The 14441-nt window shown below is 67.0% G+C and carries 11 protein-coding genes and 1 pseudogene; 7 read left to right on the top strand and 5 right to left on the bottom strand.

From position 1 onward, the window contains the following. Positions 1 to 16: 16 nt before the first annotated feature. The 5 genes from AX018_RS20085 to tal form a co-directional block, all read right to left on the bottom strand. Positions 17 to 649: a pilus assembly PilX family protein gene (locus AX018_RS20085; protein WP_245951726.1), complete on the bottom strand. Its 633-nt coding sequence runs from the start codon at positions 647 to 649 to the stop codon at positions 17 to 19. Continuing rightward, positions 646 to 1629: a PilW family protein gene (locus AX018_RS20090; RefSeq protein WP_111881011.1), complete on the bottom strand. Its 984-nt coding sequence runs from the start codon at positions 1627 to 1629 to the stop codon at positions 646 to 648. The genes AX018_RS20085 and AX018_RS20090 overlap by 4 nt, the downstream gene beginning before the upstream one ends. Positions 1630 to 1641: 12 nt before the next feature. After that, entirely contained in the window at positions 1642 to 2427 is a 786-nt protein-coding gene (gene pilV / locus AX018_RS20095; RefSeq protein ID WP_111881013.1) for a type IV pilus modification protein PilV, read from the bottom strand. A gap of 1028 nt (positions 2428 to 3455) precedes the next feature. Then, positions 3456 to 5060: a glucose-6-phosphate isomerase gene (pgi, locus tag AX018_RS20100; protein ID WP_111881016.1), complete on the bottom strand. Its 1605-nt coding sequence runs from the start codon at positions 5058 to 5060 to the stop codon at positions 3456 to 3458. A 14-nt stretch (positions 5061 to 5074) separates the two neighbouring features. Beyond that, a complete protein-coding gene (gene tal, locus AX018_RS20105) occupies positions 5075 to 6022 on the bottom strand; it encodes a transaldolase (RefSeq protein ID WP_111881019.1) in 948 nt (315 codons plus the stop codon). A gap of 237 nt (positions 6023 to 6259) precedes the next feature. Here tal and zwf point away from each other — a divergent pair, with 237 nt between their 5' ends. The 7 genes and pseudogenes from zwf to AX018_RS20145 all read left to right on the top strand — a co-directional run. Continuing rightward, the gene (gene zwf, locus AX018_RS20110; RefSeq protein ID WP_111881022.1) at positions 6260 to 7726 is read left to right on the top strand and encodes a glucose-6-phosphate dehydrogenase; all 1467 of its coding nucleotides are present in this window, start codon (positions 6260 to 6262) and stop codon (positions 7724 to 7726) included. 222 nt (positions 7727 to 7948) lie between these two features. Continuing rightward, positions 7949 to 8794 (top strand): MurR/RpiR family transcriptional regulator, encoded by an 846-nt coding sequence (locus tag AX018_RS20120; RefSeq protein WP_111881028.1) that lies wholly within the window; start codon positions 7949 to 7951, stop codon positions 8792 to 8794. A gap of 488 nt (positions 8795 to 9282) precedes the next feature. After that, positions 9283 to 10938: a methyl-accepting chemotaxis protein gene (locus AX018_RS20125; protein ID WP_111881031.1), complete on the top strand. Its 1656-nt coding sequence runs from the start codon at positions 9283 to 9285 to the stop codon at positions 10936 to 10938. Between the two features lie 106 nt (positions 10939 to 11044). Further along, a pseudogene (locus tag AX018_RS20130) lies at positions 11045 to 11188 on the top strand (transcriptional regulator); the annotation flags it as partial. 167 nt (positions 11189 to 11355) lie between these two features. Next, positions 11356 to 13026, top strand: a complete 1671-nt coding sequence (locus AX018_RS20135) for a methyl-accepting chemotaxis protein (RefSeq protein ID WP_111881034.1) — start codon at positions 11356 to 11358, stop codon at positions 13024 to 13026. 296 nt (positions 13027 to 13322) lie between these two features. Next, on the top strand, positions 13323 to 13784 hold the full coding sequence (locus AX018_RS20140; protein ID WP_111881047.1) for a DoxX family protein: 462 nt from the start codon (positions 13323 to 13325) through the stop codon (positions 13782 to 13784). A 137-nt stretch (positions 13785 to 13921) separates the two neighbouring features. After that, positions 13922 to 14441, top strand: a 520-nt coding sequence (locus AX018_RS20145) for a transposase (protein ID WP_245951728.1), incomplete at its 3' end; no start/stop codon positions are given.

Below are 14441 nucleotides of genomic sequence, written 5' to 3' on the forward strand. Positions count from 1 at the left end.
GGTGCTTCAGGAAGATTCATTCCTTACGGAACAGCATTTGCACGACAGACTGGATGTCGCTGCGGGGGCCAAAACCCATCGAGGTCACGCGGTACACGTATTTCTTGGTGGCCCCATACGATGCATCGTTGCCGATCGCCGTGTCGTCCAGTACCTCGACGATGTAGCGCGGCTCATACGCGGGCTTCAGGCCGGAGATGGCCCCGGAAGCAGAGGCGAAGCTTCTGCCGGTGAAGTCGCCAAAGTCCGTTGCGGAATTGCCCACGAAGTCCACGCTGAGCCAGGCGGGCTTGCCGGAGGGATCGGATGCGCAGAGCCCTTTCTGGGGACCGGCACTTCCGCAGTTGGGAACGAAATCGAGCGCGTTGCCGGAGGAAAAACTCTCCAGGCGATTGCTGGCATTGGCATTCGGTCCGCGGATGTCGAACTCGGCATCCATCAGGCCGGCTTCCGCGGATTGCCATGCCAACTGGTAATCGCGGTCGTTCCGTGCCCCCCGCTCTCCCATGATGGACAACTGGACGCCAGCGATGCCCAGGCCGGAGACGATGACCATCAGGATCAGCACCACGATCAGCGAGGCACCGTTTTGCGCTTTTCCCGGCCTGCGGCCGGCATACGGATGAGACTGCATAAGGCGTGCCGTCAAAGGTTGTCCTGCGGGTTGCGCAGGTGGACGGTGAAGGTGACCGACTGGCGCAGCCGTGCATCCCGCTGCGAGGCAAAGGCGCTGCCAGGATCGGCGACGGTGTCCATGACGCCGCGTGTGCCCAGGGGATACTGGGCAGGCACGGCCGTTTCGGGCGCCGAGCCTGCCGGCCCCCGCAGCACCATCCCGACGCGAATGGACCGCACACGGCGCCAATTGGCGAGCGTGGCGGTGTTGCTCGCGCTGGTGAGCTGGTCGGCCCTCAGGTATTGCTTGGGAATCGTGTCCGTTGCCTCGGTCACCACGCCCCCCGGGGTAACGCCATCAACGCCATAGAGGACCTGCAGGTTCTCTACTCCCTCCACCAGCGGGGTGCTGCAGAACCCCGACGGCGCAGACACACAGCGCCGCGCGCACATCAGCGACGGCTGCCCCGTGCCAGCAGGGGTGTCCACATAAAACACGCTGACCATCCGGTCGGCGGCGTTGACCGGAGGCGTCTCCACGGTACCGTCGCAACCGATCATCGTCCGGTCCCCGGCCCCGCCGGGCGTGACTTCGCCTGACTGGTAACGGACGATGAGCAGGTCACTGCCATTGAGGCCGGCATTGCCGCCGCCCGCCGAGGTGGCGGAGCCGGTGGCCAGGCCAGCGTCGAACCCGGCGTTGTTGAAACCCTTGATGTTGGGCTCGGTGTTCTGGGCCGGGAGGGGGAAATCGGAACCCACGTTGACGGCGTACCGGGCGTTGATGAACCCGCCCTGGAGGATGATCCGCCGCATGATGCTTTCGGCCAGGCGTCCGTTGTCCCGCAGTTGGGATGCCGCATCGACAGACCGGAAGCCTGCGCGGGCGGTGCTCATTGCCGCGACGGCAGCCATGACGACGAGCAGGCTCACGGCCATGGCAACCAGCAGCTCCACCAGGGTGAGGCCCTGCTGTGAATGGCGGGAAAGGTGGGAACAGGTGGGCTTGGACATGGCAGTCTTCCTTCAGGAGGCGCTTCCGGCGACGACCGGAAAAACGACGGCCGGACGCAATGCCCTGTCGAACGCCCCGGTGTTGATACCGGCGGTGCTCGTGGCATCCATTCCCGTGGCGCCGCGCAGCGTGTTGCCCCGCGTCCAGCCTATCTTCAGGACGATCGTCCCGCCCGTGTTGTTGCACGCCCAGACCGGGCGCCCATCGGCATCGTAAGGATTGCTGTCCTGACAGAGCAGGATCCGGGCTCCGGGCAACTCCGCGGAAATGCGCTGCACCCATTCGTACATGTCCCGCTGGGCCACGGAGATGGACACATGCTCGTCGGAACTGCTCCCCGAGATGGCGGATGCGCAGGCATCCGACGATCCCGGATAGCCACAGTTGGGATTCGCCAGCGTGGTGCTGGTGGAGTCGTACAGGTAAGGGTTATCAGTCGCGGCCAGTTTGATGGCGGTGTTCTTGTTGCTCCGCATGAGCTCGGCCAGTTCCTGCCCATATCGCGCTGCCGACGCTTGCAACCGGGCTTCCCGGCTGGCCTGCAGCGAGGTGGCCTGGAGGCTCACGGCGCCGAGCATGCCCACACTCAGCACGACGATGGAGACGAGGACTTCCACCAGGGAGAGGCCACGTTCCGCCAGCGCGACGCGGAGGGGAAACGGCGGGCGAGCGCCCGTGCCGCGCCGGGCCGTCGAGCCTCCACGGAGAGGCACGGGCCCAACACCTCGTTTGCCCTGCAACTGCCGGGTCTGCGATTGCTCTTCCAGTGACGCCTGAAGGGTGAGGTGGTGGGCCATTTCGTTTCAATGCGAGCCGCCGGGGCCTGCACTTTTGAGTGGGAATGGTCGCGATCATAGACATGTGTTGATTAGTTTCATAGTGTTTCTCTCAATAACATTTATTAATAAGGACCGAGGCCTGAATTTACACGACCGATCCGTTGTGGTTGAATCGCAAACATCCATCGGAAGGACACGATTCTTTCCTTTTCTCATTTTGGCACAGGAAGTCCATCATCAAACCAACGGAAAAACATCAATACAAATCAACAACTTACAACAACAACCTACAGTACATTGGAGGATGAATGAGGATCTTTTGAGGTTCTCTTGAGATTTATGAGACTTTTGAGGTTTATGAGATTTTCTTGAGCTTTATGAGGTTTTGATAATCCTCCAGATAACACTGCGAGAGATTATTCCCAGCGGATCGCTTCCGACAGGCCCTGGTTATTCAGGATTTTTGAGAAATCTGGCCAGATGCGACGTCCACCCGACTTGCATTGGCGATTCCCGCCGCCATCCGAATGGAGGAGCGACGTCAGATCCGGGCGGTCTCCAACCCGCTATGCCCCGCCTGGCCTCTGAGGCAGGGGAGCGAAGATGAAGGGAACCTGCCGCCACCCCGGGTCCCGCGCACGGGGGATGAACAGTACTGCAGAGGGCGGCCTCGGGCGCGCGGCGACGCCCCGCGGGCGGGTATCCCCCCCACGCCAGGGGCCTCGCGGCCCCTCCCCCGGCTTGGTTTGGGGGCACGCCTGTGCCTTGGTTTCCCCAGATGGCGGCGGGGGACTGCCCCCGGGGAGGTTTTCGCCACCCCCATCCAAGGCGCGCCAGCCCCCCGTCGGTCCATGGGTAGCGGCGTGGGGAGTGAAAGTTTTTGAGGATTTGAGAGGTTCGCCCGGCAACCCGCTCCCATCGGGATAGGCTTCAGCGACCTCCCACCGGCCGGCATGCCGCGGCCGCAGGGCACCGACCTGCCCGGGTGTGCAGGCAGCGCAGGCCCTGTCTCCGCCCCCGGGGACGCGGCAGAACGGGCCCTGTGGTCAGTGGCGCGCGAGCGACAGGCGGGCCAGCAGCCCGGCGGTGGAGCCGTCCAGCCCCGAGGTGTCGCCCGAGGCGAGGCGCGGCTCCAGGTCGCGGGCCAGCACCTTGCCCAGTTCCACGCCCCACTGGTCGAAGCTGTTGATGCCCCAGACCGCGCCGCTCACGAACACGCGGTGCTCGTAGAGCGCGATGAGCGCGCCGAGCGAGGCCGGGTCGAGCTGCTCCAGCACCAGGAACGTGCTCGGGCGGTTGCCCGTGAAATGGCGGTGCCCGGGCTGCTCGGGCCGCCCCAGCATCAGTGCCTTGGCCTGCGCGAGCGCGTTGGCCACGAGCCGGCCGTGCTGGTCCGGCAGGTCGCTGCCCGGCCGGCGCAGCGCGATGAACTCCACGGGCACGATGTCGGGGCCCTGGTGGATCATCTGGAAGAAGGCGTGCTGGCCGTTGGTGCCCGGCTCGCCCCAGATCACCGGCGAGGTCTGCACGGCCAGCGGCCGGCCCTCGCCGTCCACGCCCTTGCCGTTGCTCTCCATCTCCAGTTGCTGCAGGTAGGCCGGCAGGCGCCGCAGCCCGTGGCTGTAGGGCGCCACGCAGCGGCTCGAAAAGCCGTGGAAGTTGCGGTACCAGACATCGAGCAGGCCCAGGCGCACCGGCAGGTTGCGCTCCAGCGGCGCGGTGCGGAAGTGCTCGTCCATCGCATGCGCGCCGGCCAGCAGCTCACGGAAGGCGGGCGCGCCCACGGCGATGGCGATCGGCAGCCCGATGGCGGACCACAGCGAATAGCGCCCGCCCACCCAGTCCCAGAAGCCGAAGGTGGTGTCGATGCCGAAGGCCGCCGCCGCCTCGATGTTGGTGGTGAGCGCGGCGAAGTGGCGCGACACCGGCAGCGGGCCCGCCCCGCCCGGGCTGCCGCCCTGGGCCAGGAACCAGTCGCGCGCGGCGTGCGCGTTGGTCATGGTCTCGGCGGTGGTGAAGGTCTTGGAGGCGATCAGGAACAGCGTGCTCTCGGGCCGCACCTGCCGCAGCACGCTGCCCAGCTCCGCGCCATCGACGTTGGAGACGAAGTGCAGCCGCTTGCCCGGGTGGCGCAGGTCGTCCAGCGCCTTCACCACCATCGAGGGGCCGAGGTCGGAGCCGCCGATGCCGATGTTCACGATGTCGGTGATGGCCTCGTCGGCACGCATGCGCTCCGCGTAGTCCAGCATGGCCTGCAGCGTGCCGTGCACGTCGCGCAGGCAGGATGCTACGAAATCAGTAGCATCTTTCCCAATGGATTCGGCGACCTGCGCGGGTTTTCGCAGCAGCCAGTGCATCACCGCGCGCTGCTCGGTGTGGTTGATGGCCTCGCCCGCGAACATCGCGTCGCGCAGCGCCTCCACGCCGCACTCGCGCGCCAGCTGCACGAGCAGCGCCTCGGCGGTGGCGTCGATGCGGTTCTTGGAGAGGTCCGCGAAGACGTGGGGCGCCTCCTGGCTGAAGCGCTCGAAGCGCCCCGGGTCGTCCGCGAACGCCCGGCGGATGTCGAAGGCCCGGCCGGCGCCGGCATGGTGCGCCTGCAGCGCGGCCCAGGCGGTGGCGTGGTCGCAGCGGATGCGGGCGAGGGTCATGGCGGCGTCCCTCCTCATGCGGCCAGGATCATCTGTTCGAGCTTGGCCGCGTCGGCCGCGAAGGCGCGGATGCCCTCGGCCAGCTTCTCGGTCGCCATCGCGTCGGCATTGAGCGCATAGCGGAAGGCGGGCTCGTCGTAGCGCACCGGCTGCAGCGCCAGACCGCGCGCGGCCTCGGGGTCGAGCGCGCGCGGCAGCGGCGCGTCCGACGCGGCGAGCTGCGCGAGCAGCTCGGGCGCGATGGTGAGCAGGTCGCAGCCGGCCAGCGCCGTGATCTGGCCCACGTTGCGGAAGCTCGCGCCCATCACCTCGGTGCGGATGCCGAAATGCTTGTAGTACTGGTAGATCTGGCGCACCGACTGCACGCCGGGGTCGTTCGCGCCGGCCATGGCCGCCTCGTCCCACTGCGCGCCGGCCTGCTTCTTGTACCAGTCGTAGATGCGGCCCACGAAGGGCGAGATGAGCTGCACCCGGGCCGCGCCGCAGGCCACGGCCTGCACGGGCGAGAACAGCAGCGTGAGGTTGGTGTGGATGCCGCGCTCCTCCAGGATGCGCGCGGCCTCGATGCCCTCCCAGGTGGCGGCGACCTTGATCAGCACCCGGGCCGTGTCCACGCCCTCGGCGCGGTAGAGATCGACGATGCGCTCGCCGCGCGTCACCGTGGCCATGGTGTCGAACGACAGGCGCGCGTCCACCTCGGTGGAGACGCGGCCCGGGATCAGCGCGAGGATCTCGCAGCCGAAGCGCACGATGAGCCGGTCCATGATCTCGTCCAGCGCCCGCCCGCGCCAGCGCTCCACGGATTCCCGCAGCAGGGGGGCGTATTCGGCCTTCTGCACGGCCTTGAGGATCAGCGAGGGGTTGGTGGTCGCATCCTGCGGCCGGTAGGCGCCGAGCTGGCGGAAGTCGCCCGTGTCGGCCACCACGGTGGTGACCTGCTTGAGGGCGTCGAGTTGGTTCATGCAATCCTCCGGGTTGGAATGGGGGCGGGCGCGGCGGCCGGTGCCGGGGCCTCGCAGGCCTGCACCATGGGCAGGGAGGCAGGGGCCCGCGCGCGGCGCCACCCCGGAGTGTAGGCGCGATGTAACCGGAGTTCCTGTCAGCCGGCACCCCATGGTGAAACTCGGTAACATCCTCCGGAACGTTTTTGCGAGATAACACACCCTTTATCCATCCAACGCTTCGGGAGTGCGACGGCAATGAGTTTTGATCTGGTCCTGTTCGGCGGCACGGGCGACCTGGCATGGCGCAAGCTGCTGCCGGCCCTTTTCCAGGCCTTCCGGCACGGGTCGCTGCCCGGCGAGGGACGCATCATCGGCGTGGCGCGCGACGACCTGAGCGACGCGGCCTACCGCGAGCTCATCGCCAGCCGCTTCGCGGCCGTGGAAGGCGACAAGCGGCCCAACGCCGAGGAGTTCGAGCGCTTCGCCGCGCTGCTGCACTACCAGCGCATGGACCTGTCCAAGCCCGCCGACTACGCCGCGCTCGCCACCCGCCTCGGCGAGCGGCGGGCCGACACCGTGGTGATGTACCTCGCCACCGCGCCGGGCCTGTTCACCACCGCCTGCGAGCAGCTCGGCGCCGCGGGCCTGGCCACGCCGCACACGCGCGTGGTGCTCGAAAAGCCCCTGGGCCACGACCTCGACTCCAACCGCGCCATCAACGCCGCCGTGCGCAGCGTGTTCGACGAGGCGCAGATCTTCCGCATCGACCACTACCTGGGCAAGCCCTCGGTGCAGAACCTGCTCGCGCTGCGCTTCGGCAACGCCCTCTTCGAGCCGCTGTGGCGCCGCGAGACGGTGGCCAGCATCGAGATCACCATGGCCGAGAAGCTCGGCGTGGAAAAGCGCGGCGCCTTCTACGACGGCACGGGCGCGCTGCGCGACATGGTGCAGAACCACGCGCTGCAGCTGCTGTGCGCCATCGGCATGGAGCCGCCGATCAACGCGCACGCCGACGCCATCCGCGACGAAAAGCTCAAGGTGCTGCGCTCGCTCGTGCCCTGGACGCCCGCCACGCTCGCGCGCGACGTGGTGCGCGGCCAGTACACCGCGGGCAGCCTGGGCGGCGAGCGCGTGCGCGGCTATGCCGAGGAAGGCGGCGTGCCCGCCGACAGCCGCACCGAGACCTTCGTGGCCCTGCGCACCGAGATCGCCAACTGGCGCTGGGCCGGCGTGCCGTTCTACGTGCGCACCGGCAAGCGCCTGGCCGCGCACCAGGCGCACATCGCCATCAACTTCCGGGCCACGCCGCACGCCATCTACCGCACGCCGCTGGGCGCGGCCAACCGCCTCGTGATCCACCTGCAGCCGCGCGACGGGGTGGCGCTGCACCTCTTCGCCGCCGGCCAGGAAAAGCGCGGCGCGCGCGCCTCGGAGGCCCAGGCGCTCGCGCCCGTGCACCTCGACCTGGACTTCGAGCAGCGCTTCGGCACCGAGCGCGTGGGCGCCTACGAGCGCCTGCTGCTGGACGTGATCGCCGGGCGCCTGAACCTCTTCGTGCGCGCCGACGAGCAGGAGGCCGCCTGGCGCTGGGTGGAGCCCATCATGCAATCGTGGCGTGACACGGAGGACGGCCCCCGCCCCTACGCCGCCGGCAGCTGGGGCCCGAGCGCCGCCAGCGCCATGGTGGCCCGCGAGGGGCACAGCTGGATGGAAGAGGCATGAAACACCCCCCTGAGCGGCTTCGCCGCTTCCCCCCGCTCTCGCCGTGCTGCGCACGGCGGGCAGGGAGACGACGCCGGTGGCCGGGCGAAGCCCGCTCCACGGCGTCTGCGGATGTGACCTGCTCCGCGGCCATCGGATCGATAAGGCCGCTGCGGCATCACCGGCCATGGGCTGTGGCGCTCACCATGCTGTTTCGCCGCTGCGCACGTACGGATGGCTGACATGCTCGACCGCATTACCGCCTCCCTGCCCTCGCTGGCGCCCGCCGAGCAGCGCGTGGGGCAACTGGTGCTGCAGGACGCGCGCGCCTTCGCGCGGCTGCCGGTGCGCGAGCTGGCGGCGCGCGCGGGCGTGAGCAAGCCCACGGTGGTGCGCTTTTGCCGCAGCATGGGCTACGACGGGCTGGCCGACTTCAAGCTCAAGCTCGCCGGCAGCGTGAGCGAGGGCGTGCCCTTCATCCACCGCAGCGTGGACGCCGACGACAAGACCGGCGACGTGCTCGTGAAGGTGGTGGACAACGCCGTCGCCGCCTTCCTGCAATACCGCAACGCCGCCAGCACCAAGGCCATCGAGCAGGCCGCCGGCGCCATCGCCGCCACCTGGCAGACGGGCCGGCGCATCGAGTTCTACGGCGCGGGCAACTCGGGCATCGTGGCGCAGGACGCGCAGCACAAGTTCTTTCGCCTGGGCGTGACCAGCCTCGCCACCAGCGACGGCCACATGCAGGTGATGAGCGCCACCCTGCTCGGGCCCGGCGACTGCGTGGTCATCGTCTCCAACTCGGGCCGCACGCGCGACCTCATGGACGCGGCCGACATCGCGCGCAAGAACGGCGCCACCACCATCGCCATCACCGCCAGCGGCTCCCCGCTGGCGGGCGCCTGCCACATCCACCTCGCCGCCGACCACCCCGAGGGCTACGACCGCTACAGCCCCATGGTCTCGCGCCTGCTGCACCTGCTCGTCATCGACGTGCTGGCCACCTGCGTGGCCCTGCGCATCGGCGAGCCGCTGCAGCCGCGCCTGCAGCAGATGAAGGACAACCTGCGCGCCAAGCGGTACGCCTGACTTCTTCCTTCAGGGCGCTACGCATTTGCAGGCACCCAGTGCTTCCGCAACAACGGGGCATTTCCCACAGGATTCAGATCTGAATCCGTTGAGCATGGCGTATTCGAACGCCATGGGACGGCTGGCGCCAGCCATACGCCCGCCATGCAGATGCGGGTTGCCATGGTGGGCATTTGGTGCCGGCGTGTACCACACCCGCCAGTCGGGCAGTGCTTTCCGGCGGGTTGCTGGCCCCACGCTGCGGGAACATCGAATCACAAGCGCCTGCGGCCCGGATTGCGCGCCACTGCACATTGGCGGGCCTCCGCCGGCGTGGCATGCAGAAGAAAAGCCAGCGCCAAGACTTACTCCAGAACGAATTTCAGAAATTTGATTTTTATCAAATACCCGCCTCATTCCAACATTCCATTTGAAGGCAAGCATTCGTAAGAGATGCTCAATATTGATACAGATGATCGAAATGTTTGCAAAAACATAAGGAGTTTTTCATGCAAATGATTCGCCACGTCAAAATTGGTACGCGTCTGGCACTGGGCTTCGGCGCAGTGCTGGTACTGCTGCTCGGGTTGGGACTGTTCGGGATTGCGGAGCTCAGGGTGCTTAATCACCATGCCCACGAGTTGGGCACGAACTGGCTACCCAGCGTGCGCGCGGTCGGTGACATCCGCGCGATCCTCAACACTGGCCGTCGCGCAAGCATGCGGCGCATCCTGGAAATCACTCAGGACGGCCGCCAGAGCCAGCTTGCGGTGCTCAAGGTCGCAATGGACGACGAGCTTCCCAAGGCCCTGGTCGCATATGAGCAACTCATCTCATCCCCCGATGAGCAGAAGATCTACACGGCCTTTCGCAAGCAATTGGACAGCTATCGGGCCCTCGACCATCACCTCATCGTCTTGCTGGATGAAGGAAACGGATCGGCGGCAGCGGCCAGCAAGCTGGCCACGGGGGACGCGGCGAAATCATTTTCCGATCTGATGGACGCGCTGAACCCATTGATCAAACTCAACGAGGATGGCGGGCTGGCAGCAGCAGCCTCCGCGAGAGCGGGGTACGAGCGCGCAATGATGGTGTTCTGTACCGTGATCGCGTTTTCTGTTGTCAGCGGACTGATGCTCGCCATCATGGTGACGCGGTCCATCACACAGCCGCTGGAAATGGGTGTGTCCATCGCGACGGCAGTGGCCCAGGGCGATCTCACCACCACCTTCCACATCCAGGGCAAGGATGAACCCGCCCTACTGCTGCAGGCCTTGCAGCACATGAATGATCAACTCGTCGCCATGGTGGGACAGGTGCGCCACAGCAGCGAAAACATCGCCACCGGCGCAGCCGAGATCGCGATGGGCAACTCGGATCTGAGCCAGCGCACGGAACAGCAGGCCAGCAGCCTGGAGGAAACAGCGGCCTCGATGGAAGAGCTGAGCAGCACCGTCAAGACCAATTCCGACACGGCCCAGGAAGCCAACCAACTCGCGACCCGCGCAACGCAGGCAGCCGAACAGGGCGGCACCATCGTCAGCCATGTGGTGGAGACCATGCAGGAGATTGCATCCTCATCGAACAAAATCTCAGACATCACCAGCGTTATCGATTCCATCGCTTTCCAAACCAACATCCTCGCGTTGAACGCAGCAGTGGAGGCAGCGCGCGCCGGCGAGCAGGGTCGGGGTTTCGCCGTGGTGGCCAGCGAAGTGCGCACACTGGCACAACGCTCCGCACAGGCGGCCAAGGAGATCAAGAACCTCATCACAGACAGCGTGGAAAAGGTCAACAGCGGTAGCCAGTTGGCCGGCAACGCGGGCCGCAGCATGGAGAACATCGTCGCGCAGGTCCGTCAGGTCAGTACGCTGATCAACGAAATCGCCAACGCCACGGCCGAGCAAAGCAGCGGCATCAGCCAAATGGGCGAAGCGGTGAACCATCTGGACCAAGTCACGCAGCAGAACGCCGCGCTGGTCGAGGAAAGCGCTGCAGCCGCCGCAAGCCTGCACTCGCAGTCGGAGCAACTCAACACGCTCGTGGCGATTTTCAAGATTCCCCCCCACGAAGCCGGAACGGCAACGGCCAGGGTATCGCCCACCCCGATGAGGGCGCAGGCAGCAATGGAATACACCCATCACCCCGCGCTGGCGGCGGCATAAGCCTCGGACAGGAGGGCGTCACCGCTGCTTTGCATATTGGCAACGGCACCGGTGACGCAACACCTTTCGCCTTGAAAACGCGCCAACACCGGCGCGCACCGGCTGCTACAGCCCCATGGTCTCGCGCCGCCTGCTGCACCCGCTCGTCATCGACGTGCTGGCCGCCGGCATCGCGCTGCGCATCAGGAAGCCGCTGCGGCCGCACCTGCAGCAGATGAAGGACGACCTGCACGCCAAGCGGCACGCTTGAGGGCACCGCCTCCCCGGCCCTGTCTAGCCACGATCAATAATTATCATTTATATCAATTAACAGCATTCCACAGCGAGAAAACCACCAAGATCTCCGGGTAAACGCGAACTCATCGCCAGTATTTTGATAAATATGATTTTCCATCTGTTCCACGAGGAGGTCACATCATGCAAATACTTCGGCAACTCAAGATCGGGGCCCGCCTGGCGCTGGGCTTCGGCACCGTGCTCCTGCTGCTGCTCGTGCTGGGCGTCTTCGGCATCGTGCAATTGCGGAACATCAACTACCACGCCAATGAACTGGGCACCAACTGGTTGCCCAGCGTGCGGGCGGTCGGAGACATCCGGGCCATCATGAACGACGGCCGCCGCGCCAGCCTGCGCCGCATCCTGGAGACCACCTCGGAAGGCCGGCAGCTGCAGCTCGAAAGAATCAAGCTGGCACTGGAAACCAAGCTGCCTCCCGCCCTCGCCGCCTATGAACAGAAAATCTCCTCGCCCGAGGAGAAACAGCTCTACGACACCTTCCGCGGCCGCCTGGATGCCTACCGGGCCCTGGAAAGCAAGGTCATCACCCTCTCAGATGCTGGGGAAGGCTCTATGGCCGAGGCCCGCGCACTTGCCACGGGCACATCCGCCAAGGCCTTCACCGATCTAACCGAAATGCTGGCCCAACTGGTCAAGATCAACGAGGACGGCGGCGCCAGCGCCGCGGCGGCCGCCAGCGCCGGCTATGAGCGCGCGCTGGTCGTGTTCATCGCCGTGATCGCGGTGTCGCTGCTGAGCGGGCTGGCGCTTGCCGTGGCCGTGACCCGCTCCATCACCCAGCCGCTGGAGACCGGCGTGGCCGTCGCCACCGCGGTGGCCCAGGGCGACCTCACCTCCACCTTCGACATCCATGGCAAGGACGAGCCCGCGGCGCTGCTGCACGCCCTGCAGCACATGAACGGCCAGCTCGTGAACATGGTGGGCCAGGTGCGCAATGGCAGCGAGAACATCGCCACCGGCGCGGCCGAGATCGCCATGGGCAATGCGGACCTGAGCCAGCGCACCGAGCAGCAGGCCAGCAGCCTGGAGGAAACGGCCGCCTCGATGGAAGAGCTGAGCAGCACCGTCAAGACCAACTCGGACACGGCCCGCGAGGCCAACCAGCTCGCGGCCCGCGCGGCGCAGGCCGCCGAGCAGGGCGGCACCATCGTGGGCCGCGTGGTGGACACGATGCAGGAGATCGCGGCCTCCTCCGACAAGATCTCCGACATCATCGGCGTGATCGACTCCATCGCCTTCCAGACCAATATCCTCGCGCTCAACGCGGCGGTGGAAGCCGCGCGGGCCGGAGAGCAGGGCCGGGGCTTCGCCGTGGTGGCCAGCGAAGTGCGCACGCTGGCGCAGCGCTCCGCGCAGGCGGCCAAGGAGATCAAGGCCCTCATCACCGACAGCGTGGACAAGGTGAGCAACGGCAGCCAGCTCGCGGGCAGCGCCGGCCAGAGCATGGAAGGCATCGTGGCGCAGGTGCGGCAGGTCAGCACCCTCATCAGCGAGATCGCCAATGCCTCGGCCGAGCAGAGCAGCGGCATCGGCCAGGTGGGCGAGGCCGTGAACCACCTCGACCAGGTGACGCAGCAGAACGCCGCGCTGGTGGAGCAAAGCGCCGCCGCCGCCGCCAGCCTGCGCTCGCAGTCGGAGCAGCTCAGCGCGCTCGTGGCGGTCTTCCGGCTCGAACGCTCGGCGGAAGCCGCCCCGGCGCCCGCCATGGCCCCGGCCCGCCTCGCGGCGAGCCCCCGCCCCGCGCCCCTGGCGCACGGCCGCGGCCACCGGCACGCGCTGTCGGCCGCCTGATCCCCACGGCCACCGGCGCGCGGAGGCGAGACATGTTCTCAAGCACCCTGCCCTCTCCAGTCCACGGCGACGTGCGCGGTGACCGCATGCCCGCCGCGCGGGCAGGTGACGGCATGGCCGCAGCCCCCGCGCCGGCCCCCTCCTGGCCGGGCCGGCGACCCAGGATCCGGCGGGCGGACCGGCCCGTCGATCCGGACGATCGGTTCGCGGCTGTGCGAAAACGCACCGACACCGCCCTGCGCGGCGCGCACACTGTGGACACCAATCAACCCATCGTCCACCAGAAACGCACCGCCATGAATATCTCCGCCACCGATTACCGCTCCACCCCGTCGCATGCCACGGCCCTGAACGCCCGCTCCACCGACGACGCCGGCAAGCTCGTGCTGCGCCTCGCGCTGGGCGTGCTCATCCTGCTGCACGGCACCTTCAAGCTGCAGAACGGCGCCGGCTTCATCGTCGGCATGCTGGAGAAGGCCGGCCTGCCCGGCGTCCTGGGCTACCTCGTCTACGTCGGCGAAGTGGTGGCCCCCCTGCTCGTGATCGCCGGCATCGCCACCCGCGCGGGCGCCGCCATCATCTTCGTCAACATGGTGGTCGCCCTGGGCCTGGTCCACATGCGCGACCTGTTCGCATTGAACAACCAGGGCGGCTGGGCGCTGGAACTGCAGGGCATGTTCCTCTTCGGCGCCCTGACCGTGCTTCTGCTGGGCGCAGGCCGCTACAGCGTGGGGGGCGCGGACGGGCGGTTCAACTGAATGCGCAGCGGCAACGGCAGGGGAGCGCCCCTGCGGGCCGCTCCGTGGCACCGGTCCCGTGAGCGGGAAACTACTGGGAACCTCTCAAAACCCAACCGCTCTCTTTCTGACCCAAGAAAGCCCGTCCCCTTGCCATGATCACACCCCGCAACGCGCTGAAGTTCGACCTGTTCGCACAGGCTTCGCGCCAACACAAGAGAGATGAGGTGGGAGATCCGCTGCAGGTGATCGCGCGGCACATCGATTTCGCGGAGCTGACCCGGCTGGTGGATGCGCTCATCGAGCGCGGCGATGGCCGCAAGGGCGGGCGGCCCAGCTACCCCACCGAGGTCATGGTGCGCATCCTGGTCTTGAAGCGGCTGTACAACCTGTCGGATGAACAGATGGAGTACCAGTTGCTGGATCGGGCGAGCTACCAGCGGTTTTGCCTGCTGCAGGATGCGATGAACGTGCCGGACCGCAACACGATCTGGCGCTTTGGCGAGCGCCTGGGCGTGGACGGGGCGGCGGCGCTGCTCCAGGGGGTGGATGCCCAACTGCAGCGCCACGGCTACATCGCCCGGGGCGGGCAGGCCATCGATGCCACGCTGGTGCCCGCGCCCCGCCAGCACATCGGCCAGCAGGACCGGCAAACGCTGGCACAAGGCGGGCAGCCGG

The sequence above is a fragment of the Paracidovorax anthurii genome (assembly GCF_003269065.1).
Lineage (GTDB): Bacteria > Pseudomonadota > Gammaproteobacteria > Burkholderiales > Burkholderiaceae_C > Paracidovorax > Paracidovorax anthurii.